This is a genomic window from Kribbella sp. NPDC051718 (assembly GCF_040681515.1).
Lineage (GTDB): Bacteria > Actinomycetota > Actinomycetes > Propionibacteriales > Kribbellaceae > Kribbella.
This window is the reverse complement of the sequence record NZ_JBFAYZ010000019.1, coordinates 29,806-53,642: the sequence shown is the minus strand read 5'-3', so window position 1 is coordinate 53,642 and position 23,837 is coordinate 29,806. Positions and strand designations below refer to the sequence as shown.

Genomic DNA, 23,837 nt, shown 5'->3' with positions numbered 1-23,837 from the left:
TGCCGGAGGTGGAAACGCAACGTAGCTTCCGGGGTATGGCTGAAGATGTTCTCGAGGTGGACGGGCTGCGGATGCGGTACGGCGCCACCGACGTTCTGCATGATGTGACGCTGCGGGCGCGGCGCGGCGAAGTACTGGCGTTGCTCGGGCCGAACGGCGCGGGCAAGACGACGACGATCGAGATCCTCGAAGGATTCCGGTTGCGGTCCGCAGGAAGGGTTGCCGTGCTCGGCGTGGATCCGGCCGAGGGCGACGAGCGGTGGCGGGCGCGGCTGGGCGTCGTCCTGCAGTCGTGGCGGGATCACGGCAAGTGGCGGGTGCGGGAGTTGCTTGCGCATCTAGGTGAGTACTACGTCCCGTACTCGACCTCCGCTGTGCAGCGGCCGTGGGATGCCGATGAGTTGATCGCCGCCGTCGGGCTGACGGAGCACGCGGGGCAGAAGATCAAGATGTTGTCGGGTGGGCAACGGCGGCGACTCGATGTTGCGATCGGGATCGTTGGGCGGCCGGAGGTGCTGTTCCTGGATGAGCCGACGGCCGGGTTCGATCCGGTGGCGCGGCACGAGTTCCACGAGTTGGTGGCTCGGCTGGCGGCGGAGGAGGGGACCACGGTGTTGCTCACCACGCATGATCTCGACGAGGCCGGCAAGCTTGCGGATCGGATCCTGGTACTTGCCGCCGGGCGGATAGTTGCCGCTGGCACCGAAGCTGAGTTGACCCGGCAGATCGCGGGGGAGGACGAGGTCCGGTGGACTGTCGACGGGCAGCGGTTCAGTGAGTCGACGGGTGAGTCGACTGCGTTCGTACGGGGGCTCTTCCAGCAGTACGGCGAAGCGCTGGCCGAGTTGGAGGTTCGCCGGGCGACCCTCGAGGACACATATCTGACGCTGGTACGACAGAACGAGGTGGCGTGATGAGCCCACGAATGAGGGCGGTGCGGACCGGCTGGCGGCGCGGCGTGATCGAGTTGCGGCAGTCGTTCACGAATCCGGGCGAGCTGCTCAGCCACTTCCTCTGGCCGGTGCTGCTGCTGATCGCCCTGTACTTCCTCCGCGACAAGTCGTTCGGATCGACCGGGTACGGGCTGGGCGCGCTGGCGTTGCCGAGCATGCTCGGGATGAACGCGGCGATGGGCATGATCAGCATGAGTCAGCAGCTCACCGCCGATCGCGAGGACGGCACGCTGCTGCGGGCGAAGGCGACGCCTGACGGAATGGTCGGGTACCTGGTGAGCAAGGTCGTGTCGGTGGCGGGTGGGCTGATCGTCGACCTGGCGATTCTGCTGATCCCGGGGTTGTTGATCGTCCGGGGGCTTTCGGTGGAGCGGCCGTTGACCCTGCTGTGGGTGTTGGTGCTCGGGTTGCTGGCGACGTTGCCGATCGGGGCTGTGCTGGGGTCGGTGTTCACCAGCGCGCGGTCGCAGGGGTTGATCCAGTTGCCGGTGCTGGCGTTGATCGGGGTCTCGGGGATCTTCTATCCGGTGACTGCGCTGCCGGGGTGGCTGGAGTTCGTGGCGCAGTTGACGCCGATCTACTGGCTCGGGTTGGGGATGCGGTCGGCGTTGCTGCCGGGGGATGCGGTGGCGGTAGAGATCGGGGAGTCGTGGCGGCACCTGGAGACGGTTGGGGTGCTCGGGGTTTGGGCGGTGATGGGGTTGCTGGTGGCTCCCGTAGTACTGCGTCGGATGGCGCGGCGCGAGTCGGGTTCGAGCGTGGCCGGGCGCCGGGAGAGGGCGTTGCAGCGGATCGGGTGAGCTGGATTGCCTTTAGGGGCAGGCGTGTTGGGAGGCAGTTGTTTGCTCTGAGACCGTTGGCGGCATGGTGACTCGGATGGCATATGCGGTGGGAGTGCTGGTCCGGCGGTACGGGTATCCGGTCAACGGGGCGGCCGGGATCGTCGGCAATCTGTGGGCCGAGTCGGCCGTGCTGCCTGGGCGGATCGAGGGTAGTGCGGTGAGTACGCCGATGCGGGCCAAGGACTTCGCCGGGGTGGTGCGCGACTTCACGCCGGAGGAGATCATGACGCGGGACGTGAAGCTCAAGCTCGGGCCGAAGCTGCCTGGGGTGGGGTTGGCGCAGTGGACCAGTAGCGCGCGGCGGGTCAACTTGTTCAAGCATCAGTACGAGGGGCGCGAGCTCGGTACTGACGTGCTGTACAGCGTGGATGCGCAGCTGGACTATCTCGAGGTTGAGCTGCGGACCAGTTATCCCGGAGTGCATGCCGTGGTGTCGGCTGCTGAGGTCACCTTGGACGCAGCCAGCGATGACATCGTCTATCGGTTCGAGATTCCTGGGTCGATTCTGTCCGGTGGGAAGAAGTTGCCGCGTGACGATCCGAAGGTCCAGGCGGTCTTCAAGCAGCGGCGGGTGCATGGGCACAAGGCGCTTGCGGAGTACCAGGCCTAGGTTGCGTCCAGGAAGTTGCGGACGAGTTGGCTCGCGATTGTCCGGTACTCGTGGAAGTAGGCGTGGCGGGCGTTGGGGATGACGTGAGCCTTCGCGTCGGGGATGCGGGTGGCGAGGAGGTCGGCGTTGGCGGCGGGGCTGAAGAGGTCGTCGGCGCCGTGCAGGATCAGGGTGGGGGACTTGATGTTCGGGAGTTCGTCCCAGGCGTCGTGGTTGTTGCTGGCAACGAGATGGCGACCTCGGGCGTACGTCGGCATGGTGGGGTCGCCCAGTACGTAGTACGGGCCGGGGTTGTTCGCCAGCCAGGTCGGGGTGTACATCAGGTCGAGGAGGATGCGGTCGCGTCGTGCCTGGTCGGCCTGGGCCAGGGCTCGGCGGATCTCCTGGCTTCGTTCGTGGCCGTGCTTCTTGCCGGGTGAGGTGCAGCCGAGGACGAGCCTTCGCACCCGCTCCGGGTATCTGGCCGCAACCCACTGGGCGACCCGGCCGCCCATCGAGGTGCCGTAGACATCGGCCGACTCGATGCCGGCGTCGTCCAGCACCGCGACCACATCATCCGCGAAGCCTTCGGTGCTGTAGACGACGTCCGGCCGGTCGCTGTCACCGGTCCCACGCCAATCGAGCGTGACCGTCCGGCGCCCGCCGAAATCTCCCCGCACCGGATCCCACCAGTGGTGAGTGTTCGCTTGGCCGGCCAGCAGGAGCAGGGGCGGTCCGTCGCCTTCCGGTTGGTAAGCGATCCGAGTCCCGTCGGCGGCCGCGGCTAGTCGACTCATCCTCAGGACTTGAAGAGGGCGGAGTAGGCGTTGAGGGCCGGTTGGCCGCCCAGGTGGGCGTAGAGGACGGTGGAGGTACGGGGGATATCGCCGGTGCGGACGAGGTCGATCAGGGCGGCCATGGATTTGCCTTCGTAGACGGGGTCGAGGATGACGCCTTCGAGGGAGCCGGTGAGGCGGATGGCGTCCAGGGTGGACTGGACGGGGATACCGTAGTACTCGCCGGCCCAGCCTTCGAGGACGGTGAGCTCGTCGTCGCGGAGGTCGCGGGGGAGGCCGATCAGGGCGGCGGTGTTGCGGGCGATCTTCTCGACCTGGGCGCGGGTCTCGTCGATCTTGGCGGAGGCGTCGATGCCGAGCACTCGGCGCGGACGGTCTTGGCCGGCGAAGCCCGCGATCATGCCCGCATGGGTCGAACCGGTGACCGAGCAGACGACGATGGTGTCGAAGAAGACGCCGAGCGCTTCTTCTTGAGCCTGTACTTCGTCCGCCCAGTTCGCGAAACCCAGGCCGCCGAGTGGATGGTCGGAGGCGCCGGCGGGGATCGCGTACGGGACGCCGCCTTCGGAGCGGATCTGCTCGAGCGCGTTCTCCCAGCTCCCCTTGAAGCCGATGCCGAAGCCCGCCTCGACGAGTTCGATGTCGGCGCCCATCACGCGCGAGAGCAGGATGTTGCCGACTCGGTCGTTGACGGCGTCGGGCCAGTCGACCCAGCTCTCCTGGACCAGGCGCGCCTTGAGGCCGAGAGAGGCGGCGACGGCCGCGACCTGGCGGGTGTGGTTGGACTGGATCCCGCCGATGGTGACGAGGTGGGTGGCGCCTTGGGCGAGCGCGTCGGGGACGAGGTACTCGAGTTTGCGTGTCTTGTTGCCGCCGAACGCGAGCCCGGAGTTGCAGTCCTCCCGCTTCGCCCAGATCTGTGCGCCTCCGAGGTGTTCCGAGAGTCGCTTGAGCGGGTGGACGGGGCTGGGCGCGAACGTGAGGGAGTGGCGGGGGAAGTCGCTCAAGCTCATCGATTGCTCCTGTTCGGCGTCAGTTGACGTCGTCGGCGAGGACGGGTTCGAGGGTCAGCCAGTTTTCGCGGGCCGTGTGGGCGGCGGCTTCGGCGTCGCCTTCGGTGGAGAGGGTGAGGATCTTGTCGTGCAGGGCGGCCGACGCGCGGCCGCTGAGGGAGGCGAAGCGGATCCGCTCGATCCGGCGGAGCAGCGGGGTCACCTGTTCGAGGACCGAGCGGATCATCGGGTTCGCGCTGGCGGCGACCGCGACCTCATGGAAGTCGTCGTCGGCCGCGAGGGCCGCGTCGACGTCGTTGGCGCGGAGGGCGGTACGGAAGCGGCGGTTCGCCGCGCGCATGGCCCGGAACTCCTGCTCGGTCATCAGTGGGACGGCCTCCCGGACGGCGAGCTCGTGCATCGCGGCTGCCACGAGCTGGGCTGATCGCGCCTCGCGGACGTTGAGGGGGCTGACGATGGTGAAGCGGCCGGGCTTGGTCTGCACGAGTCCGGACTGCTCCAGCCGGGCAAGTGCTTCGCGGATCGGCGTACGGCTGATGCCGAGCCAGGCAACGAGATCGGGGTCGTTCAACCGCTCGCCGGGCGCGAGCGTGCCGTCGACGATCGCGTCGCGGATCGCGCGATAGGCGTCGTCACGAAGCAGCGACCTGGCGACGACACCATGGGACTCGGGAACCGGCATGCAATATATTGCACGCGGAACATCGCCAGATGTCAAACCTGAGCCGGTACTACCGCCTCTGCTGCAGTCTGGGCTGAGGCCCGGGGGCGGTAGAGGCCTACTAGGAGTCCGGTGATCACCAGGGCTACTCCGGCTAGTTCGGCGGGGGCGGGCAGGCCGAAGCCGAGGGTCAGGGAGGTGAGGATGGTGCCGACGGGGATGATTCCGGCGAAGAGGCCGGCTCGGTCGGGGCCGAGCATCGGTAGGGCTCGGTACCAGAGGAGGAAGGCGATGCCGCTGACGAGGATCGCGAGGTAGGCGAGGCCGCTCAGTTCGCCGAGAGTCGGCGTGCGGACGAAGTTGGACGGGCCGTCGGTGAGTAGGCCTAGGGCGATCAGCATGGGTACTGAGGTGGCGGCGGTGTAGGCGGAGACTCGGACTGGGCCCAGGCGGACCAGTAGGGGGAGGGCGAGTAGGGAGAAGCAGGCTTCGCAGGCCAGGGCGCCTACGGAGTACAGGATTCCTTGGGTGTCCGAGGTGCCCAGGCCGGAGGCCAGGGCGGTGCCGGCGACGACGATCGAGGCCGCGACGATGATGCGGGCAGAGGGGCGGGTTCGGTGCATCACCGGGCCGGCCAGGGCGAGGACGATCGGGACGGTGCCGACGATCGTGCCCACGATGGCTGGGTTGGCGTGCTTGGTGCCTTCGATGACGAAGAGGTTGAAGAGCACCAGGCCGGTCGCTGCGAGGGCAACCAGTAGCAGCGCCTCGCGACGGGTCGGGCGGATCAGCGGGATGCGGCGGCCGTACGCGACTGCGAAGAGCAGCAGAGCCGAGACGAGATAGCGCGCGGCCTGGCCGCCGTAGAAGGGGTAGTCGTTGACGACCCCGGAGACCGCGGCGAGGCTGCCGACGAGGAACATCGCGCTGCCCGCACGACTGTAAGCAGACCAGGAATGCCCACCGCCCGATTGGTTGTTCATAGCTTTTACCGTATTGCTGTTCTGGCCTGGTGTGGTGGTCCAAAGCGGATGAGTTTGAGTGGTCCATAACTTGGGTCTTGCGAGCCGGGCACCGGGCAGCCATAGTCGGGCGCAATGTCTGCTCCGCTGGTCGTGGCCGCGCTCGCCATCACGCAGACCGTCGGGTACGGCGTCCTGTACTACGTGTTCGGCGTTTTCCTCGGTCCGATGAGCGCCGACCTCGGGATCTCGACGGCCACCTCGGCAGGCGCTCTCACCCTGGCCATCCTGGTCAGCTGCGTGATGTCGGTTCCCGTCGGCCGCTGGCTCGACCGGCGCGGTGCGCATCTGCTGATGACGACCGGTTCGTTGCTGGCCAGCGTCGCCGTGCTCGCCTGGTCGCAGGTGCAGAATGTCGCGCAGCTCTACGTGGTGTTCGCGCTGATCGGGATCGCGTCGGCGATGGTTCTGTATGGACCTGCCATCGCCGTTCTGGTCGCAGTACTGGAGCCGAAGCGGCGGTCCAACGCCCTGCTCGTCGTGACGTTGGTGGCCGGCCTCGCGAGCACGATCTTCATCCCACTCGCGGGGCAGCTGATCCGCACGCACGGCTGGCGGGAGGCCCTGCTGATTCTGGGGCTGGCACATAATCTGCTGACTGTTCCGCTGCACGCACTCGCGCTGAGAGGCACTCGGCCGACGCACACCAAGACAGCGGCTGATCGCGCGGAGCACAGCCAGGCGATCCGTGCGGCGCTCCGCGATGGCGGCTTCTGGCTGCTCACCACCGGTTTCGTCTTGCACAGCGGCGCGATCGCGATCGTGTCGGTCCACCTCGTGCTTTTCCTGGGCGACCTCGGCTACAAGCCTGCAGTCGCCGCGGGTCTGACCGGACTGCTCGGCCTGTACTCCGTGACCGGCCGCCTCGTCACCTCCGTACTGCAGCGCTGGCTCGACATGTCGACGATCGTCGCGCGGACCTTCCTGATCCAGTGCTTCGCGATCGGCGTCCTGCCGTTGCTCGGCCGGAGTGCTCCGGGGGCGGCCGTCTGCATCGTGTTGTTCGGACTCGGCTTCGGTGTCTCCACCCTTGCGACGCCGGCGATCCTGCTCGATCGGTACGGCGCTGCCGGGTACGGCACGATCTCCGGGGCACTCGCGACGCCGGTGCTCGCAGCGCGCGCGATCGGCCCGCTCGGCGCGGCCGTACTGGCCACGAATGCGGGCTATCGCTACACGATGGTGCCGGTCGCGCTGGCGCTCGCCGCCGCGAGTGTGTGCCTGATGTTCATCCGCTACGTCCCCAAACCGGTGCCGAGGTAGTTGCGCCAGCTGCCGGATGCGGTGATCTCCTGGGTTGGGTCGACCGCATCGGCGGTGCAGACGAAGCCCAGTACTTGGGTGCCGTCAGCGAGCTCGATCGGGCCGATCGCGAGGGGTGGGGCGATCGTGGTGAGGAAGCCGCCCAGCTCTTCGGTGGGCAGGCGCCAGACCTCGACCTCGATGCCCGAGCCGACGACGGGCGGGTCGGTACGGGTCAGGCCGGGGCGCGGTAGCGGGCCTGGCACCAGGAACATGCGGTAGTCGCTGGCGGTCCTGGACTCGAAGGCGAGCGTGGCTCCCCGGAGTACGAGATCTTTGTTGAGGGGTTGGCCGGAGAGGTGGGCGCCGGCGACGGCCAGCAGTACACCGGGTGTGGTTGGTTGCTCGCCGCACCAAACTGCGGCGAGGTCGATGATCAGGTGGTCGTGGCCGGCGGGCGCGAGGAGCTGTACGCCGAAGGGCAGGCCGTCGGTGCGGGCGGGGCCGGGGAACGCTATCGCGCAGAGGTCCAGCAGGTTGACCATGTTGGTGAAGCGGCCGAGTCGGCTGTTGACGCCGATCGGGTCGGCGGCGACCTCTTCGAGAGTCGGATGGGTTTCGGTGACGGGGATCAGCAGGGCGTCGATCTCGGTCCAGAGCGGCTCGGTTCGGCGTTTCAGAGCGGCCAGGCGGTCGAAGCCGGCGAAGGTTTCGGAGGCCGTCAGCGCCGCGCCTTTGCGGACGATCGCTCGGACGGTCGGGTCGACGGCGGGGTCGTCGTCGAGTTTGTCGCCGAAGGCCAGCCAGCGCTCGGCGAGCCAGGGGCCGGAGTACAGGAGGTCGGCTGTCTCGAGCAATGCGGTGAGGTCGACCGGTACGACGTCGCCGAGTTTCGCTGCTTGCTCGAGAGCTTCGGTCCAGGCCTGTTCGTGCAGGGGGTCCAGGCCGAGTGGTTTGTCCGGTACGCCGATGCGCTGCGGGCCAGTCGGTCTTGGGGCCGGCGGCAGCTTGCGGGAGTACGGGTCGGCGGGGTCGTAGGCGGCCATTACCTCGAAGGCTCGGCGGGCTGTGTCGACCGTCCGGGCGAAGACTGTCACGCAGTCGAGCGAGCGGCAGGCTGGTACGACGCCGGTGGTGGAGACGAGGCCCTTGCTCGGTTTGATGCCGATGATTCCGTTGAACGCGGCCGGGACGCGGCCGCTGCCGGCGGTGTCGGTACCGAGCGCGAAGTCGACCTCGCCGGATGCGACGGCGACGGCGCTTCCCGCGCTGGAGCCACCGGAGATGTGAAGGTCTGAGAAGACGGAGTGCGGGGCGCCGTATGGCGAACGAGTGCCGACCAGGCCGGTCGCGTACTGGTCGAGATTCGTCTTGCCGAGCGGGACGGCGCCGGCTTCGATCAGGCGGTCGACGACGAACGCGTTGGTTGCCGCGGGCATCGTGTTGCGGGGATCGCCGGCGGTGGTCGGTACGGCGTACAGGTCGATGTTGTCCTTGATCGCCATGGTCAGGCCGTGCAGGGGGCCCGGGCGAGGTTCAGTCGGGGCGACGCGGGTGATCCAGACGGTCATGCTCCCCACCTCGCGCGCTCGGCGTCGAACGCGGCGCGGCGTTTCGCGCGCAGACTGACGATGTCCATCGGTGCCTCCTGCTCGATCGCGCGGACGTCGGCGATCGAGAACGTCGACGGCCGGACCTGGAGATCCGCGCGGCCGGCCTTGATGTCGGCGCGTTGCCGGGCGAGTTCCTCGGTGCTGACGGGGGTGAACCTGATCTTGTCGAACTGCCGGAGCAGCCAGGGTTGCTCGTCGCGCTCGGACAGCCGCCAGACGGGGACCGTGCGGCCGACGAGCTGGTAGCCGCCGGGGCCTTCCATGCCGTAGATGCACAGATAGATGCCGCCGATGCCGACGGCGTTCTGCGGGGTCCAGGTGCGAGCCGGGTTGTACTTCGTGGTGACGAGCCGGTGCCGTGGATCGATCGGTACCGCGACCGGCGCGCCGAGGTAGACGTCGCCGAGCCCGACGACGAGATAGGTGGCCTCGGCAACGATGTCGAACACCTCGTCGCGTTGCTCGAGATCGTTCACCCGCCGGATGAACTCCACGTTGTCCGGACACCAGGGTGCATCGGGTCGCACCGAAGCCGCGTATCTCCGCATCGCCTCGTGTGCCAGCGGATGATCAAACGCAATAGGCAGACTGACTTCCCGCGCCGGCAGCACCACCCGCTCCGGATCCGCCAGCCCATCAGCCAGTACTACGAGCTGCCGCGCCAACTCCCTTGGGCCCAACCGAGCCGAATCGACCGCGATCAACACCGACCGGACCCCTTCGACAATCTCAGTCACCCCGTGGAGAGCCTCAGCACGAAGCGCCTCGGCAAGAAGGTGGATCCAGACCCGCACGGTCAGATCGAGCTCCAGAGACCCAGCCTCAACCAGCACATGCCGCTCCCCAGCCAACCTGATGCTGTAAGCCAGTGACCCGCTGGGCTGGCCGGTGTGGAGGGCGGGGGGTCGGCTGGGGGCTGGGGTGGGTAGTGGTTGGGGTTCTTGTTGCTGGCGGAGGTCGTTCAGCCAGGTTCGGCGGGTGCGCATGGCTTCGGTGGCGACCGACGGAGGTACTGGGTGTAGGTGGACGGTGTCGCCGGGGCGGAGTTGGCCTAGTTGCCAGCGGTCTGCCTCGATGACTACTGCGGGGACTACGAAGCCGCCTAGGGAGGGGCCGTCTTTTCCTACTATTACGGGGGTGTCGCCGGAGAGCATGATGCCGCCGACCGGGTAGGCGGAGTCGTGGACGTTGGAAGGGTGGAGGCCCGCCTCGCCGCCGTCGGTGCGGGCCCATTGCGGGATCGGGCCGACCATGCGGATGCCGGTGCGGTCGGAGCGGTGGTCGATGGTCCAGACAGTGGAGAAGAACGAGTCCACTCCCTCAGTGGTGAGGTGTTCAGGAGCGCCGTGCGGACCGGCGATTACTCGCAAGGTCCACTCGTTCGTCAGCGTGGGCAGAGTGATGGTTGCTGGGCGCACCAGGTTTTCGCGGCGGCCGAGGGGGAGTAGATCGCCGGCAACGAGCGCCCGGCCGTCCACGCCGCCGAATTCGCCGAGGATGAAGGTCGAGCGGCTGCCGAGTACGCGTGGTACGTCGAGGCCGCCTTCGACGGCGACGTAGCCGCGCATACCGGGGCCGTCCAGCGGGCCGACGTCGAGGACGGAGCCGGCGGTGAGGCGAGCGACTGTGCCGGGGCGGAGGTGGTACCCGTTGATGGTTGCCCGGGTGGCGGCACCGCCGACGCAGACCAGGCGGTCCTCGTCGAGTTGTAGCACCGGGCCGGCCACCACGCACTCGAGACCGGCCGCGTGAGAGGGGTTGCCGACGGCGGCGTTGAGGAGGGCGAAGGTGAGTTCGTCGACGGCTCCGGAGGGTGGTACGCCGACATCCCACAACCCCTGTCGCCCGTCCAGATCCTGCACCGTCGTTTGCATGCCAGGGGCAACGACCAGGGCGCGGGCCATCAACCCCACCAGCCGAGCAACTGCACCGGGGTCGGGTTCCAGCCGTTGCAGGGGTTGTTGATCTGCGGGCAGTTGCTGATCAGCACGAGGATGTCCCGCGACGCAGTCAGCTCGACATACTTGCCCGGCGCGGACAGCCCGTCGTCGAACTTCAACCCACCCGACGGAGTCACCGGCACGTTCATGAAGAAGTTGATGTTGTGCCCGAGCTCCCGCTGCCCGATCCCCGCCGCGGCGCCGTACCGGAGAAAGGTTTGCCGACAAGCGTGCTGATGCCGGGTGTGCTCCCCGTACCGGATGACATTGCTCTCCTGCGAACACGCGCCACCCACCGTGTCATGCCGCCCGCAGGTGTCGTCGGTGATCACCGCAAGCTCATCCAGTCGCGTCGACAACAGCCGCGACCCGGTCGTCAGGAACACAGCACCCTGCGCCCGCATCGTGTCGAACGCCGAGTACCGATTGGCGACATCCGCAGCGTCATACAGCAACGTGTCGACCGCCTGATTCCCGTGCAGGTCGACGATCCGCAACCGCCCACCGGCCGGCACAGACACCAACGCCCCGTCTCCAGCAGCAACTGTCACATCTAAAGCCGTCAGATCCACCGCAGTCACAGCGCAGCCCTCCGGGTCATCTCGAGCGCTCGGCCGGCCTCATCACGCAACGGCTCCGGGCCCGGCCCTTCAGCGACAGACACCTCCACCGACACGCCAGCAGCAGGCAGCCCAGACAGCGGGTGCGCGGCCGTCGACACGAAGATCAGCAGGTCAGCGGCGGTACGAAGTACGACGGAATCGCCCGCCACCGCATGCCCTGGCACGTAAGCCATCGAGGCCCGCGAGTCATCCGCGATCCCCACCTTGGAGAAGAAGTTGATGCTCCCGTGCAGATCAACCTCACCCAACCCGTACTTCGCAAGCTCGACAACCACCCCATCCCGGTCTCCGATGCCCACCAAGCAGTCGTGCCATTCCAAGGTCGACTCCACCACGGTGGCGAGCGCGAACCCGCGATCCGACATCAGCACCAACCCGGTCCGGACGCACGCCGACATCTGCGCCTTCAACGTGTCCGGCACATTGAGCCGATCGACCCGGTCCGCCGCAACGATCAGCACCGACGCGTTGGCGTCGGATCCGAGCGCCGTCAACCGCACCAACCGATCCGCCCGCACCGGAAACGACCACACCGCATCTGCTGGAATCTCATGCTGGTAGCTCATGCGTTCTCCAGCACCGGCTGAGCGATCGCCGCGTGGTAGCGCCCGCGCTGCACCCGATACGTCGCGAAGCCCGCAACCCCAGTGACGACAAGCGTGATGATCGGCAGGTAGTGGAGATACCACCCCTCGCCGGCCGGGTCGTAGACCTCGGACCGCGGCCATGCCAAGTTGATCGCCATCGCAAGCCCGTAGAGCACCGCGACCCCGTTGACCAGAAGCCCAAACCGCCCGAGCGAGAAGAGCTTCTTGCCGTCCTCGTCGACGCCGGACGGCACCGGGTCGCCCGTCAGACGGCGTACGAACAAAGGCAGCGTGACCATCAGATATGCCAGGTACAGCAACATGATGCAGACACTCGTGAGCCCGAGGAACAGACCCGCGTTGCCGACGTTGACGAGCAGGCACACCGCCGCGCCGACACCCGGTACGACGGTCGCGAGCAATGGCGTACCGGTACGCGGTGAGACCTTCCGCAGTTGGGAGGAGAACGGCAGCACGTTGTCGCGGGCCATCGAGAAGATCATCCGGGCCGCGGCCGTCTGGATCGCCAGCGTGCACACGCAAACCGCGAAGGCGACATCGAGCAGCAGCAGCTTCCCGGTCGTCGACCCGAGACTGCTGGTGAGCACGTACGGCAGACCTCGCAGGCCCAACTCACCGTCGGTCAGCGACGGCGCAGCCATCAGTGCGGCGACGATCAGGAACGCGCCACCGATGCCCGAGGCGACGACCGCCCGGATGATCGTCCGCGGCGTCGTCGTCCGCGGCTTGTGCGTCTCCTCCGACAGCTCACCCGCACTGTCGAACCCGACCAGCACGTACGCCGCCATCAACGCCGAGATCAGCAGCGGTACGACGTACCCGGTGCTGTTGTCGAGCCCGGTCGTGTGCAGGACGACCGATGGGCCGCGCTCGGCGTGACCGGTCAGCAAGATGACCATCAGCACGACGCCGATGAGCTCGCACGTGACGCCGACCGAGTTCACGATCGCGGTGATCCGGACGCTGACCGCGTTGAGCGTCGTGGTGACGACCAGCAACAGGCAGCCGAGCAGTACCGCGTTCGCGGCCCCGTCGCGAGAAGCGAGCGACGGATCGGTGCCGATCAGCTGGAAGCCGCTCCACACCGCCGGCAACACCACCTGCAACGCGATCGCGGCCGCGGCGACCGTGATGATCTGCGCGACGATCATCGTCCAGCCCGCGAACCACCCGACGACGGCACCACCCAACCGGCGCGACCACTGATAGATCGCGCCCGACAGCGGGTACCGCGCGGCCAGCTCGGCGAAGCACAGCGCCACCATGAGCTGCCCGGCCAGGACGGCGGGCCAGGTCCAGAAGAAGGCGGTCCCGCCGAAGCCGTACCCGAGACCGAACAACTGGAAGACCGTCGTCAGGATCGAGACGAAGGAGAAGCCCGCCGCGAAGGACGCGAACGTGCCCACTCGGCGGGACAGTTGCTGGTCATAGCCGAAGCTGCCGAGGTCCTTGGCGCTGGTGCTGTCGACCGCGGCGGGGTCGAGAGTAGCTGACATTCCGGTCTCCGAATGCTCAGCCCGGAACGCGCACGGCAGCCCGGGGCCATCAAGGCCTCCCGGGCTTTTGTCCCGCCGTGGAACGGCACCACCGGTGCCGTCTCCCCTCTCGGACCAGTCCTCCGGTGTACTACCGGAGCGGAACCCTAGGGGCGCCCCGCCCTCGTCGGCGGGTCGTCTACCAGTCCACGACGGCCGTGTTTCACCGCGCGCCACCGCTCGTAACGTCCTGATGAACACAACCTCACGCCGATCGGCCGCCGCTGTGAGGAGGTGTGAGGACGGTGACGTACACCGATAGCGTCATCTGACGGGCGCGAAGCCCGCGACCCCGCTTCTACCTTCCAGGTATGGACATGAAGCTAGAGGTAGTGGTCATCCCCGTCAGCGACGTCGACAAGGCCAAGGCCTTCTACGAGCAACTTGGCTGGCGGCTCGACGCCGACTTCGCCACCGAGAAGGGTTTCCGGGTCGTCCAGGTGACACCGCCGGGCTCGGACGCCTCGGTCATCTTCGGCGACGGTGTCTCCAACGGCGAGCCGGGTTCGCTGCAGGGCCTGCAGCTGGTCGTCAAGGACATCGAGGCCGCGCGCGAGGAGCTGATCGCGAAGGGTGCCGACGTCAGCGAGGTCTGGCACGACGCCGACGGCGTCTTCCACCACGCCGGCGACGCGAACCGGGCGGCCGGCCCGGACCCCGACCGGCGGAGCTACGGTTCGTGGCTGTCGTTCAGCGACCCCGACGGCAACGGCTGGGTCGTACAGGAAGTCGTCACCCGGTTGCCAGGGCGCTGACCGAGGGCTGGGACGATGGGCGGCATGGCAACTACGGAGTACGACGTCATCGTGCTGGGCGCCGGCGCGGTCGGGGAGAACGTGGCCGACCGCGCGGTCAAGGGCGGTCTGACCGCGGTGATCGTGGAGAGCGAACTGGTCGGCGGCGAGTGTTCGTACTGGGCCTGTATGCCCTCGAAGGCACTACTGCGTTCAGCGCAGGCACTCCGCGCAGCGCGGCGCGTGCCGGGTGCCGCCCAGGCCGTGACCGGTGAGCTCGACGTCCAGGCTGTGCTCGACCGGCGCGACGAATTCACCAGCCACTGGAAGGACGACGGCCAGGTGAAGTGGGTCGAAGGCGCCGGTATCTCCCTGGTCCGCGGCCATGGGCGGATCACCGGCGAGAAGCAGGTGACCGTCGGGGACCAGGTGCTCACCGCTCGGCACGCCGTCGTCATCTCGACCGGCTCCGACTCGCTCATCCCCGACATCCCGGGCCTGCGCGACGCCGATCCGTGGGTGAGCCGCGATGCGACCAGCGCGAAGACGGTCCCGAGCAGCCTCGCGATCATCGGTGGCGGCGTCGTGGCCGTGGAGATGGCTTCGGCGTACGCAGGCTTCGGTACTGCGGTCACGGTGATCGCGCGCAGCGGGCTGCTCGAGGCGATGGAGCCGTTCGCCGGTGAGCAGGTGGCCGAGGGGCTGCGTGAACTAGGCGCGACGGTGTTGCTCAACACGGGGACGAAGAGCGTGAAGCGGCTCGACGACGAGGTCGTGCTGGAGCTGAGCGACGGATCGACCGTGTCCGCCCAGGAGGTCCTCGTCGCCACCGGCCGTACGCCGCGTACCGGGGACATCGGCCTGGAGAACATCGGGCTCGAGCCGGGCAGCTGGCTCGACGTCGACGACACCTTGCTGGTCCGCGGCTTCGACTGGCTGTACGCCGGGGGCGACGTCAACCATCGCGCGCTGCTGACCCACCAGGGCAAGTACCAGGCTCGTGCGGCCGGTGACGTGATCGCCGCCCGTGCCAACGGCAAGCCGGTGTCGGACGCGCCGTGGGGGACACACGTGGCGACGGCTGACCACCAGGCCGTACCGCAGGTCACCTTCACCGACCCGGAGGTCGCGTCGATCGGTCTCACTGCGGCCGCCGCGGAGAAGGCCGGGTATCAGACGCGGGTCGTCGACTACGAGATCGGCCAGGTCTCCGGTGCGAGCGTCCATGCCGACGGTTACAAGGGCACCGCCCGGATGGTGGTCGACGAGCAGCGCAAGGTGGTGCTCGGGGTCACCTTCGCCGGGCCGGACGTTGCGGATCTGTTGCAGGGAGCAACTATTGCGGTGGTCGGCGAGGTGCCACTCGATCGGCTGTGGCATGCGGTTCCGGCGTACCCGACGATAAACGAGATCTGGCTGCGGCTGCTGGAGACGTACGGGCGACCGTGAACCAGACGATGGTCGCGCATAGCAGGCCGGTGGCGATGAAGACGAACGAGCGCGGGTAGGAGTCGGTCCGCGCGCCGCCGCAGATCGCGCCGATGGCGGCGAGCCCGAGGACTATCAGGGTCCGCGGCGTCGCTGTCGGCTGCTGCTGTTTGGTCAGTAGCCGCGTGGCGATGCCGTACCAGAAGCAGGCGATCAGGGTTGCGCCGATGGCGTCGCTCGGGCGGTGCCAGAGGAGGGCCACCACGGCTGCCCCGATGAGCGCCAGCCAGACTGTCCCCACGGCCGCGACGTACGGGCGGGCGCGTGGGGTTGCGACCAGGATCGCGCCGAGCACGAGGCCGGCGACGATCGCGACGTGGCCGCTGGGGAAGCTCGGCTCGATCTCCGAGATCGGTGCGTTGACGATGTCGGGCCGGGGCAGGATCACCGTGTGCAGTAGTTCGGTGCAGGCGATTGTCGCGACCGGTACGCCGATGCCCGCGACGGCGAGGATCCATTGCCTGCGGAGCAGAGCGACGACCAGGATCAGCGTCAGGCCGGCGACGATGGTGAGTTCTTCGAGCTTGAGCGGCGGCGGGCCGACGGAGTACACGATGCGGTAGATCAGCGCGGGATCGGCGTATCCGACGAGCAGGGAGTTCTCGGCTCGCTGGCCCCAGGGCGTGCAGATCGCGACGACATAGAGCGCCACGAGGGCGATCAGGGATTTCATCTGAGCTTGTTGTTCCTTCTGGTCGCCAGGATCAGCGCGGGCAAGGTGACGGCCAGTGCCAGCAGGACGGTGGTGCTCGGTTGCGGGCGGAAGCTCAGCATCGTCGGGTCGGTCAGGATCGCCCAGCCGCGGACGACCGCGAAGAAGGCCAGCGGGACGGCCCAGCGGAAGTCGCGGGTGACGATCGTCGCCCAGCCGGCACCGATCACGAGTGCGACCTCGAGGACGAACTGGCCGCGCTGGAACCAGGTGTCGTAGGAGGCGATCTGCAGGCCACCGGCCACGAACATCGCGAAGACGACCGGGAGCAGCCAGCCGTACGACCGGCGCGGTACTGCCCTGCTCACCGCGAGCACTGTGGTTGCCAGTAGCAACAACAGCGGCAGGAAGACGTCGTTGTTCAGGATCGGCGCGCCCAGCCCGTAGTAGCTGCCGCCCACGACCCCTTGGTCGCCGAAGATGGTCGAGCCGCGCATCGTGACGCTGGCGTAGATCATCGCGGCGACCGCCGGAATCGCGAGCCAGGCCCGGCCGCGGAGCAACGCGACGAAGGCGATCAGCGGGAGCAGGCCGTAGGGGAGCAGCCGGTCGTAGGCGGGGCCACCGACCGACCACGGGAGCCAGCCGTTGAAGTGGAAGTTGACCGCGTGCGCCGACGGGTCGATGTGCAGGGTCCAGTTCCAGACGTCTTGTAGATAAGGCGCCAGCGCGAGCAGCGCCAGCCAGAGGGCGGCCAGTTGGAGGCCGTGCCGCCACCAGGATCCACTCTGGCTCTCCTCGGTGATGTGGGCCTGGAGGCCACCTCGCGCCAGAGTGATTGCCTCGCGCAACGGCGGCCACTCGCGGCCGGGGTGGACCTCGTCCAGGGTGGCCAGCAGTTCGTTGCCGTGGGCATCGCGGTAGGACTTGGGGTAGACGCGCAGCACCAGAGGGTTCATGCCTGTGCCGTCCGCGGGGTGCGATCGATGACGATGTGGGCTGCTTGCTGCATGCGCAGGGCTTCGCGCTGGAGGCTCGCGTTGCCTTCGTCGGTCAGGCGGTAGTACCGGCGGGCGCGGCCGTCGACGATCTCCTCGTGGTCGGCGGTCACCAGGCCGGCCCGCTCGAGCCGTTCGAGAGCGCCGTACAGGGTGCCGACCGCGAGCCGGAGCCGTCCGTCGGTGGCTTGCTCGGTGGCTTTGATGATGCCGTAACCGTGCAGCGGCCCGTCCAGCAGGGCGGCCAGCAGGAAGTACTGCGACTCGGTCAGCGTCGGCTGTTGGTTCCTCACGAGAGCGAGTATATATCGGCTCACGAAGTATCAGCACGGCGGGGCGTCCAGGCATTGACGCTGGATTATCTGTTAGGTAACTTTCCTAACAATTCCCCGACCCGCCCCCAGGAGTTGGTCACGTGTCCAAACGGATCCGAAATTCGGCAGTCTTGTTGTCGCTAATGCTCGTGGTCGGCGTCAGCGTCGGCAACGCAACCGCGGGGACCACAGCCGATGTGCTGTTGTCCCGGCAGAAACCAGTCCTCACCTCCAGCAACGAAACCACCTCGCTGACCGGCGACAAGGCGGTCGACGGCATCACGACCACCCGCTGGGCCAGCGCCGAGGGATCGGATCCGCAGTGGATCCGCGTCGATCTCGGACAGCCGGCCACGGTCAGCCGGGTCGAGCTGAGCTGGGAAGCCGCCTACGGCAAGGGGTACCGCATCGAGGTCTCCGATGACGGCACCAACTTCAGCACGATCAAGACGGTGACCGACGGCAACGGCGCCACCGACGACCTGACCGGGCTCAGCGGCCACGGCCGATTCGTCCGCCTGGTCGGTACCCAGCGAGGGACCAGCTACGGCTATTCGTTGTTCGAGTTGGAGGCCTACGGCACCGCCGACTCGAGCGGCGACACCCAGGCGCCGTCGGTGCCGACAGGCTTGACGGCCACGGCTGTGACGGCGACGACCGCCAACCTGTCGTGGACGGCGTCGACGGACAACGTCGGCGTCAGCAGTTACGACGTACTGCGTAACGGCGCCGTGGTCACGACGGTCAGCGGCACGCAGTACAACGACTCCGGGCTGACGGCCAGCACCTCGTACCAGTACTCCGTCCGCGCGCGAGACCTGGCAGGCAACCTGTCCGGCGCGAGCGCCGCGATCACGGTCACGACCGGCGCGGGTGGTACCGGGGCGTTCGTCCTGGCCGCGGCCGGCGACATCGCGGACCAGTGCACGGCGTCCTCGTCGAGCTGCATCCACCCGAAGACCGCGAACCTGGTCGATCTGATCAAGCCCGCCAACGTGATCACGATGGGCGACAACCAGTACGACGACGCTCATCTGTCCGACTTCCAGAACTACTACGACAAGTCGTGGGGCCGGTTCAAGTCCATCACCAAGCCGATCCCGGGCAACCACGAGACGTATGACGACCCGTCGTACAACGGCTACGACAAGTACTTCGGGTCGGCGATCGCCAAGCCGCAGGGCAAGCGGTACTACAGCTGGGAGAAGGGCAACTGGCACTTCATCGCCCTCGACTCGAACGACTTCGTCAAGGAGTCCAAGGCGCTCGCCGAGCCGGCCCAGCTCACCTGGCTGAAGGCGGATCTGGCCGCCAACACCAAGGGCTGCATCGCGGCCTACTACCACCACCCGCGGTTCAGCTCCGGCGACCACGGTGACAACGCCGGCGCGGCCCAGCTCTGGGACGTCCTGGTCGGCGCGAAGGTCGACCTGGTGCTGAACGGGCATGACCACCACTACGAGCGGTTCCTGCCGCAGAACAAGAGCGGCGTGGCCGATCCGAACGGACCGGTCGAGATCATCGGTGGTACGGGTGGCAAGGAGCTGTACCCGCCGAAGACCGCTCACCCGACCACAGCCAAGCTCATCGAGACCTTCGGTGTGCTGAAGCTCTCGATGACCGACACCACCTTCCAGAGTCAGCTGATCGATCTCGACCGGCAGGTACTGGACAGCAGCCCGACCTACACCTGCCACTGACAGGCCGGGCTCATGTATCTCGCCGAGACTCGCAGTAGCAGCCCTTCGAAACAGACCGGCCGCCTGTGGCGCCGGGTGCCGGCCAATGTGCTGGCACTCGGCGTGGTCAGCCTGGTCACCGACATCTCCTCCGAGATGGTGACGGCGATCCTGCCGCTCTACCTGGTGATCGGGCTGGGCCTCAACCCCTTGCAGTTCGGTCTGCTGGACGGGCTCTATGCCGGGGCGACCGCAGTACTGCGACTCGCCGGCGGGCACGTGGCCGATCGCTGGCGGCGGCTCAAAGCCGTCGCCGGCATCGGCTACGGGCTGTCAGCGGTCTGCAAGCTCGGGCTGCTGGCGGCCGGGTCGTCGGTCGCGGCGATCGGGGGAGTGCTTGCAGTCGACCGGGCCGGCAAGGGTATTCGTACCGCGCCGCGCGATGCGCTGATCTCGTTGAGCACCGAGCCTTCGAAGCTGGGCCGGGCCTTCGGGGTCCATCGGGCGCTGGATACATTCGGCGCGTTCCTCGGACCGCTGGTGGCGGCTGGGGTGCTGTGGGCGAGTCTGGGTGACTTCAACGCTGTCTTTGTCGGCAGCTTCTGTATCGCCTGCTGTGGAGTGCTGCTGTTGGTGTTGCTGGTCAAGGATCATCCGCGGCCGGGGCCGGCGATCGCTGTGCCGTTGCGGGGGATGCTGGGGTTGCTGAGCATCAAGGCCTTTCGCCGGTGTTGTGGGTGGGCGGCGATGCTCGGGTTGGTGACTATCACCGATTCCTTTGTCTACTTGGCGTTGCAGCGACGGTGGGAGGTCAGTACTGCGCTGTTCCCGCTGCTGCCGATCGGTACTGCCGGTACCTTCCTGCTGTTGGCCGTCCCGCTTGGGCGGCTGGCTGACCGGGTTGGGCGATGGAAGCTCTTCCTGGCTGGGCATGGGGCGCTGGTGCTCGCGCTGTTGCTGCTGTGTGGGCCGGTGAAGAGTCCGCTGCTTGCGGTGGTGGCGTTGGGGTTGCATGGCGCCTTCTACGCGGCCACTGACGGAGTACTGCCCGCTGCGGCTGGGCCGTTGCTGCCGGAGCACTTGCGGGCTAGTGGGCTGGCGCTGCTCCAGACCGGGCAGGCGTTGGCTCGGATGGTGTCGGCGGTGCTGGTCGGTCTGGTGTGGACGCTGTGGGATCTTCGGCCGGCTTTGCTGGCTACTACGGCGGCTCTGTTGGTGGTCACGATCGCGGCCGCGATCGTGCGGCCTTGGGAGGAAGCACGATGAAGAAGGTCCTCACCGGTGTTCTGGGTGTTCTTCTGCTGCTTGGGGCTGGGACCTTGTACGTCGTACAGGCGCGTGGCGGCGGGCCGGCGGTCAATGCGCGGCCGGTGGTGTCCGGGCAGGTGGCGATTGCCCCGGGCAACTTGTACTTCCGGAACCTTGCTTCCGGGCCCGATGAGGGGAAGCTGGCGGTGGTACCGGTCGGTGATCCTTCCGGTGCTCGTCAGGTGGGGGACCTGCATTGCGATCGGTTCGCGACGGCTCGTAGTACGAGCATCTGTTTGCGGTTGAAGCCGGGGTCGTTGCCGCCGCTCACGGAGATGCTGGCGCTCGGGCCCGACCTGAAGGTCAAGCACCAGGAGACCTTGCCCGGTACGCCGAGCCGCGCCCGCGTCTCACCCGACGGGAACATCGTCAACTGGACCGTCTTCGTCACCGGCGACTCGTACTCCGCGACCGGCTTCTCCACCCGCACCGGACTGTACGACCTTCGCAGCCGCACTCTGCTCAAGAGCATCGAGGAGCTCCCGGTCTTCGTCGACGGCAAGCGCTACTTCGCCTCGGACATCAACTACTGGGGCATCACCTTCACCGCCGACGGCAACAACTTCTACGTGACGATGGGCAGCAAGGGAAAGACGTACCTGATCAAGGCCGACTACCACGGCTACCGAGGCAACGCGATCGCCCAGAACGTCGAATGCCCGTCGCTGTCGCCGGACGGCCGCCGGATCGCCTACAAACAAAAGACCCCCGACGGCACCTGGCGCCTGGCAGTCCTGGACCTGGCCACCCACCAAATCACCCACCCCGCCGAGACCCACCCCATCGACGACCAGCCCCTCTGGCAGAACAACACCACCATCCTCTACGCCCTCCACCACGACTCAACCTCCGACATCTGGTCAGTCCCAGCAACCCCCACCGGCACCCCAACCCTCCTAGTCCCCGACGCCTCCTCCCCGGCAACCCGCTGAGTCGTTTGGCATGCGGAGGGCCGGGCGGGCTTTGGTGCCGGCCTGCGTGGTTAGGGTTTGTGGATGGATGAGTTGCGGCTTCGGACGCTCGAGGTGGCTGACGGGGCGGTGTTTGCTGCCTGGGGGTTGGATCGACGGTTTTGTGAGGTAGCTGGGTGGCGGATGGATCGGTCGCTGGATGGACATGAGGCGCATTGGCGGCGGGTGATTCTGGAGCCGCAGGTGGGGCAGCTTCGGTTGGCGGCTGTGCGTGGTGGGGAGTTGGTGGGGTACGTCGACCTCGCGGGGAGCGAGGTTGGGTGGCGGGAGTTGGGGTATGTGGTGGGGCCGTCGGAGCGGTGGGGGCGAGGGCTTGGGGGTGCGGTGGCCCGGCTGGGGGTTGAGTACGGGTTCGGCGTACTGGGGTTGCGGGAGATTCGGGCCGAGGCGCTGGATGCGAACGTCGCGTCGGTACGGATTCTGCGGTCGTTGGGGATGACCGAGACGGGGCGGGGTGAGGACGACTCGTTCCTTGGGGAGCCGAGTTTCTATCGACAGTTCTGTTTGCGACTTTGGTCGTAGGGCGGGGTCGGCCGGTTGGCGGGTAGGTGTGGGCTGTGGGTGGATTCGGGGTGGGTGGGGTGGGGGCCAGGCTGTTGTCATGGTCAACGAAGGTCGGGTGGGTAAGAGGCGGCATCGGGTTCGGCGGTTCTTCGGGCGGGTGCTGGGGGTGGTGGTTGCCGTTGTGTTGGTGTTTGTGGTGGGGACGTATGTGTGGAGCTGGCGGGATGGGCGGAAGGCTGAGATGACGACGTCGGGGCCCTATACGGGGGATCTCGAGTCGTTGAGGAAGCATCCGTTGCCTAGGTGGTTCGCGGATGCGAAGTTCGGGGTGATGCTTCATTGGGGGTTGTACTCGGTGCCGGGGTACGCGCCGAAGGGGACGACGTTCAACAAGTTGCTCGAGACGCGGTACGGGGACGCGATGACGCATAACCCGTATGCGGAGGACTACGCGAATGCGATGAAGGATCCGGAGTCGCCGACGGCCGCGTTTCATCGTCAGCATTACGGGGATGCGGCGTACAGCGACTTCACCGAAGAGTTCGATGCGGGGCTTGAGCGCTGGGATCCGGATAAGTGGGCGGCGCAGTTCAAGGCGGCCGGCGCGGCCTATGTGGTGGTGACGGCGAAGTACGCCGACGGGTATTCGATGTGGCCGACGACGGTTCGCAATCCGCATGCGCCGGACTTTCACGCCAAGCGGGATCTGATGGGCGAGCTGGCGACGGCTGTTCGCAAGCAGGGGTTGAAGTTCGGTGTCTACTACTCGGGCGGGGTCGACTGGACGTTTCAGACGAAGGTGGTGAAGACGCTTGGTGACTACGCCTACCTGCCGTACGGCGAGGAGTACCGGCAGTACGCGATCGATCAGGTGCACGAGCTGATCCAGCGGTACAAGCCGGACATCCTGTGGAACGACATCTCCTGGCCGACCGGCTCGAAGCGTCTCTACGCGCTGATGGCCGACTACTACAACACGGTTCCTGACGGCGTGGTCGACGATCGTTGGAGCACTTCGTCGTTCAGCCGCCAGGTGCTGGGGCGGCAGCCGTTCCGGTGGGGTTTCGACCAGGTGATGAAGGGGGTGTTCCAGCTCCCGAACGCGGCCGACAGCGTCAGTACGCCGGCCGACGTGCCACACAGCGACTTCCGCACCCCGGAGTACGCCGACTTCGACACCATCCAGTCGAAGTTCTGGCAGCAGGACCGTGGGATCGGCGGCTCGTTCGGCTACAACCGCGAGGAGTCCGAGGCCGACTACGCGAAGGTCCCCGAGCTGATCAACTCACTCGCCAGCGGGGCGGCCAACAACGGTGCCCTCCTGCTCAACATCGGCCCCAGCGGCGGCGAGGGCAAGATCGTCCCAGGCCAGCTGAGCCGCCTCACCGGAGTCGGTGCCTGGCTCCGCACCAACCGCGAGGCGATGGACGGCACCCGCCCGTGGACCCGCTCCTCTGCCACCACCACAGCCGGCGACAAGGTCGTCTTCACCACCAAAGGCAAGAACCTGTACGCCGTAGTCCTAGGCACCCCCAAAGGCGACATCACCATCAAGGACCTAACCCTCCACGGCACCGCCACCCACCTCGGCACCCCCATCCCCCTGACCGTCGAAGACGGCAACACAACCCTGAAAGCAGCCGCCGACGGCACCTATGCTCCTGTCTACAGACTTGCCGGAGGAGTTTGAGCAGTAGGGAACCTGGGGGGCTGGTCAGGCTGTCTACTGGGTGAGGAGTCTGCTAGAGCGG

At 67.3% G+C, this 23,837-nt stretch carries 23 protein-coding genes and 1 riboswitch; of the genes, 11 read left to right on the top strand and 12 right to left on the bottom strand.

The window, feature by feature from the left end; translation table 11 throughout:
- The first annotated feature begins 35 nt into the window (after window positions 1-35).
- The 3 genes from AB0M15_RS40655 to AB0M15_RS40645 all read left to right on the top strand — a co-directional run bounded on the left by AB0M15_RS40655 (window position 36) and on the right by AB0M15_RS40645 (window position 2,405).
- Window positions 36-914 (top strand): ABC transporter ATP-binding protein, encoded by an 879-nt coding sequence (locus AB0M15_RS40655; RefSeq protein ID WP_363832302.1) that lies wholly within the window; start codon window positions 36-38, stop codon window positions 912-914.
- Window positions 914-1,753, top strand: coding sequence for an ABC transporter permease (locus AB0M15_RS40650; protein ID WP_363832299.1), 840 nt, complete (start codon window positions 914-916; stop codon window positions 1,751-1,753). The genes AB0M15_RS40655 and AB0M15_RS40650 overlap by 1 nt, the downstream gene beginning before the upstream one ends.
- A gap of 76 nt (window positions 1,754-1,829) precedes the next feature.
- Window positions 1,830-2,405: a phage tail tip lysozyme gene (locus AB0M15_RS40645; RefSeq protein WP_363832296.1), complete on the top strand. Its 576-nt coding sequence runs from the start codon at window positions 1,830-1,832 to the stop codon at window positions 2,403-2,405.
- Here AB0M15_RS40645 and AB0M15_RS40640 read toward each other — a convergent pair.
- From AB0M15_RS40640 to AB0M15_RS40625, 4 genes are read right to left on the bottom strand one after another with little or no spacing between them, the layout of a single operon-like run.
- Window positions 2,402-3,181, bottom strand: coding sequence for an alpha/beta fold hydrolase (locus tag AB0M15_RS40640; RefSeq protein ID WP_363832293.1), 780 nt, complete (start codon window positions 3,179-3,181; stop codon window positions 2,402-2,404). The genes AB0M15_RS40645 and AB0M15_RS40640 overlap by 4 nt on opposite strands.
- A 2-nt stretch (window positions 3,182-3,183) precedes the next feature.
- Window positions 3,184-4,194, bottom strand: a complete 1,011-nt coding sequence (locus tag AB0M15_RS40635) for a 1-aminocyclopropane-1-carboxylate deaminase (protein ID WP_363832289.1) — start codon at window positions 4,192-4,194, stop codon at window positions 3,184-3,186.
- Between the two features lie 19 nt (window positions 4,195-4,213).
- Window positions 4,214-4,876: a GntR family transcriptional regulator gene (locus AB0M15_RS40630; protein ID WP_363832286.1), complete on the bottom strand. Its 663-nt coding sequence runs from the start codon at window positions 4,874-4,876 to the stop codon at window positions 4,214-4,216.
- A gap of 32 nt (window positions 4,877-4,908) precedes the next feature.
- Entirely contained in the window at window positions 4,909-5,838 is a 930-nt protein-coding gene (locus AB0M15_RS40625; protein ID WP_363832283.1) for a DMT family transporter, read from the bottom strand.
- 114 nt (window positions 5,839-5,952) lie between these two features.
- On the opposite strand from AB0M15_RS40625, the gene AB0M15_RS40620 reads away from it, so the two are divergent.
- Window positions 5,953-7,140, top strand: a complete 1,188-nt coding sequence (locus tag AB0M15_RS40620) for an MFS transporter (protein ID WP_363832276.1) — start codon at window positions 5,953-5,955, stop codon at window positions 7,138-7,140.
- Here the strand turns inward: AB0M15_RS40620 and atzF are convergent.
- From atzF to AB0M15_RS40595, 5 genes are read right to left on the bottom strand one after another with little or no spacing between them, the layout of a single operon-like run.
- Complete coding sequence (gene atzF, locus AB0M15_RS40615) at window positions 7,113-8,690, bottom strand: allophanate hydrolase (protein ID WP_363832273.1); 1,578 nt, start codon at window positions 8,688-8,690, stop codon at window positions 7,113-7,115. The two genes, AB0M15_RS40620 and atzF, sit on opposite strands and share 28 nt — an antisense overlap.
- Window positions 8,687-10,636 (bottom strand): 5-oxoprolinase/urea amidolyase family protein, encoded by a 1,950-nt coding sequence (locus AB0M15_RS40610; protein WP_363832269.1) that lies wholly within the window; start codon window positions 10,634-10,636, stop codon window positions 8,687-8,689. Before AB0M15_RS40610 ends, atzF begins: the two co-directional genes overlap by 4 nt.
- On the bottom strand, window positions 10,636-11,253 hold the full coding sequence (locus tag AB0M15_RS40605) for an urea amidolyase associated protein UAAP2 (RefSeq protein ID WP_363832265.1): 618 nt from the start codon (window positions 11,251-11,253) through the stop codon (window positions 10,636-10,638). Before AB0M15_RS40605 ends, AB0M15_RS40610 begins: the two co-directional genes overlap by 1 nt.
- On the bottom strand, window positions 11,250-11,861 hold the full coding sequence (locus AB0M15_RS40600; protein ID WP_363832262.1) for a DUF1989 domain-containing protein: 612 nt from the start codon (window positions 11,859-11,861) through the stop codon (window positions 11,250-11,252). Before AB0M15_RS40600 ends, AB0M15_RS40605 begins: the two co-directional genes overlap by 4 nt.
- Entirely contained in the window at window positions 11,858-13,399 is a 1,542-nt protein-coding gene (locus tag AB0M15_RS40595) for an amino acid permease (protein WP_363832258.1), read from the bottom strand. The genes AB0M15_RS40600 and AB0M15_RS40595 overlap by 4 nt, the downstream gene beginning before the upstream one ends.
- A 54-nt stretch (window positions 13,400-13,453) precedes the next feature.
- Window positions 13,454-13,560, bottom strand: a riboswitch (guanidine-I (ykkC/yxkD leader).
- Between the two features lie 189 nt (window positions 13,561-13,749).
- Here AB0M15_RS40595 and AB0M15_RS40590 point away from each other — a divergent pair.
- Together AB0M15_RS40590 and AB0M15_RS40585 are read left to right on the top strand one after the other, a co-directional pair.
- Window positions 13,750-14,193: a VOC family protein gene (locus tag AB0M15_RS40590; RefSeq protein ID WP_363832254.1), complete on the top strand. Its 444-nt coding sequence runs from the start codon at window positions 13,750-13,752 to the stop codon at window positions 14,191-14,193.
- Window positions 14,194-14,217: 24 nt separating this feature from the next.
- Window positions 14,218-15,621 (top strand): NAD(P)/FAD-dependent oxidoreductase, encoded by a 1,404-nt coding sequence (locus AB0M15_RS40585; RefSeq protein ID WP_363832251.1) that lies wholly within the window; start codon window positions 14,218-14,220, stop codon window positions 15,619-15,621.
- On the opposite strand, the gene AB0M15_RS40580 is transcribed toward AB0M15_RS40585, so the two are convergent.
- From AB0M15_RS40580 to AB0M15_RS40570, 3 genes are read right to left on the bottom strand one after another with little or no spacing between them, the layout of a single operon-like run.
- Window positions 15,509-16,333: a phosphatase PAP2 family protein gene (locus tag AB0M15_RS40580; RefSeq protein WP_363832248.1), complete on the bottom strand. Its 825-nt coding sequence runs from the start codon at window positions 16,331-16,333 to the stop codon at window positions 15,509-15,511. The genes AB0M15_RS40585 and AB0M15_RS40580 overlap by 113 nt on opposite strands.
- Complete coding sequence (locus AB0M15_RS40575) at window positions 16,330-17,271, bottom strand: hypothetical protein (protein WP_363832245.1); 942 nt, start codon at window positions 17,269-17,271, stop codon at window positions 16,330-16,332. The genes AB0M15_RS40580 and AB0M15_RS40575 overlap by 4 nt, the downstream gene beginning before the upstream one ends.
- Entirely contained in the window at window positions 17,268-17,603 is a 336-nt protein-coding gene (locus tag AB0M15_RS40570; protein ID WP_363832241.1) for a PadR family transcriptional regulator, read from the bottom strand. The genes AB0M15_RS40575 and AB0M15_RS40570 overlap by 4 nt, the downstream gene beginning before the upstream one ends.
- A 122-nt stretch (window positions 17,604-17,725) precedes the next feature.
- Here AB0M15_RS40570 and AB0M15_RS40565 point away from each other — a divergent pair, with 122 nt between their 5' ends.
- From AB0M15_RS40565 to AB0M15_RS40545, 5 genes are all read left to right on the top strand, one after another.
- On the top strand, window positions 17,726-19,324 hold the full coding sequence (locus AB0M15_RS40565; RefSeq protein ID WP_363832238.1) for a discoidin domain-containing protein: 1,599 nt from the start codon (window positions 17,726-17,728) through the stop codon (window positions 19,322-19,324).
- A gap of 12 nt (window positions 19,325-19,336) precedes the next feature.
- Window positions 19,337-20,569: an MFS transporter gene (locus AB0M15_RS40560; protein ID WP_363832235.1), complete on the top strand. Its 1,233-nt coding sequence runs from the start codon at window positions 19,337-19,339 to the stop codon at window positions 20,567-20,569.
- Window positions 20,566-21,543 carry a hypothetical protein gene (locus tag AB0M15_RS40555; RefSeq protein ID WP_363832232.1) on the top strand — a complete coding sequence of 326 codons (978 nt, stop codon included), beginning with the start codon at window positions 20,566-20,568 and terminating at the stop codon, window positions 21,541-21,543. The genes AB0M15_RS40560 and AB0M15_RS40555 overlap by 4 nt, the downstream gene beginning before the upstream one ends.
- 63 nt (window positions 21,544-21,606) lie before the next feature.
- Window positions 21,607-22,104 carry a GNAT family N-acetyltransferase gene (locus tag AB0M15_RS40550; RefSeq protein WP_363832229.1) on the top strand — a complete coding sequence of 166 codons (498 nt, stop codon included), beginning with the start codon at window positions 21,607-21,609 and terminating at the stop codon, window positions 22,102-22,104.
- A gap of 79 nt (window positions 22,105-22,183) precedes the next feature.
- Complete coding sequence (locus tag AB0M15_RS40545) at window positions 22,184-23,776, top strand: alpha-L-fucosidase (protein WP_363832225.1); 1,593 nt, start codon at window positions 22,184-22,186, stop codon at window positions 23,774-23,776.
- Window positions 23,777-23,837: the final 61 nt, after the last annotated feature.

Excerpts from the sequence above, each read along its gene's own strand:
- atzF (WP_363832273.1), bottom strand. The coding sequence starts at position 8,690 with ATGACCGTCTGGATCACCCGCGTCGCCCCGACTGAACCTCGCCCGGGC.
- AB0M15_RS40575 (WP_363832245.1), bottom strand. The coding sequence starts at position 17,271 with ATGAACCCTCTGGTGCTGCGCGTCTACCCCAAGTCCTACCGCGATGCC.
- AB0M15_RS40655 (WP_363832302.1), top strand. The coding sequence starts at position 36 with ATGGCTGAAGATGTTCTCGAGGTGGACGGGCTGCGGATGCGGTACGGC.
- AB0M15_RS40650 (WP_363832299.1), top strand. The coding sequence starts at position 914 with ATGAGCCCACGAATGAGGGCGGTGCGGACCGGCTGGCGGCGCGGCGTG.
- AB0M15_RS40595 (WP_363832258.1), bottom strand. The coding sequence starts at position 13,399 with ATGTCAGCTACTCTCGACCCCGCCGCGGTCGACAGCACCAGCGCCAAG.
- AB0M15_RS40590 (WP_363832254.1), top strand. The coding sequence starts at position 13,750 with ATGGACATGAAGCTAGAGGTAGTGGTCATCCCCGTCAGCGACGTCGAC.
- AB0M15_RS40550 (WP_363832229.1), top strand. The coding sequence starts at position 21,607 with ATGGATGAGTTGCGGCTTCGGACGCTCGAGGTGGCTGACGGGGCGGTG.
- AB0M15_RS40610 (WP_363832269.1), bottom strand. The coding sequence starts at position 10,636 with ATGGCCCGCGCCCTGGTCGTTGCCCCTGGCATGCAAACGACGGTGCAG.
- AB0M15_RS40585 (WP_363832251.1), top strand. The coding sequence starts at position 14,218 with ATGGCAACTACGGAGTACGACGTCATCGTGCTGGGCGCCGGCGCGGTC.
- AB0M15_RS40640 (WP_363832293.1), bottom strand. The coding sequence starts at position 3,181 with ATGAGTCGACTAGCCGCGGCCGCCGACGGGACTCGGATCGCTTACCAA.
- AB0M15_RS40630 (WP_363832286.1), bottom strand. The coding sequence starts at position 4,876 with ATGCCGGTTCCCGAGTCCCATGGTGTCGTCGCCAGGTCGCTGCTTCGT.
- AB0M15_RS40600 (WP_363832262.1), bottom strand. The coding sequence starts at position 11,861 with ATGAGCTACCAGCATGAGATTCCAGCAGATGCGGTGTGGTCGTTTCCG.
- AB0M15_RS40620 (WP_363832276.1), top strand. The coding sequence starts at position 5,953 with ATGTCTGCTCCGCTGGTCGTGGCCGCGCTCGCCATCACGCAGACCGTC.
- AB0M15_RS40545 (WP_363832225.1), top strand. The coding sequence starts at position 22,184 with ATGGTCAACGAAGGTCGGGTGGGTAAGAGGCGGCATCGGGTTCGGCGG.
- AB0M15_RS40645 (WP_363832296.1), top strand. The coding sequence starts at position 1,830 with ATGGCATATGCGGTGGGAGTGCTGGTCCGGCGGTACGGGTATCCGGTC.
- AB0M15_RS40625 (WP_363832283.1), bottom strand. The coding sequence starts at position 5,838 with ATGAACAACCAATCGGGCGGTGGGCATTCCTGGTCTGCTTACAGTCGT.
- AB0M15_RS40555 (WP_363832232.1), top strand. The coding sequence starts at position 20,566 with ATGAAGAAGGTCCTCACCGGTGTTCTGGGTGTTCTTCTGCTGCTTGGG.
- AB0M15_RS40560 (WP_363832235.1), top strand. The coding sequence starts at position 19,337 with ATGTATCTCGCCGAGACTCGCAGTAGCAGCCCTTCGAAACAGACCGGC.
- AB0M15_RS40635 (WP_363832289.1), bottom strand. The coding sequence starts at position 4,194 with ATGAGCTTGAGCGACTTCCCCCGCCACTCCCTCACGTTCGCGCCCAGC.
- AB0M15_RS40580 (WP_363832248.1), bottom strand. The coding sequence starts at position 16,333 with ATGAAATCCCTGATCGCCCTCGTGGCGCTCTATGTCGTCGCGATCTGC.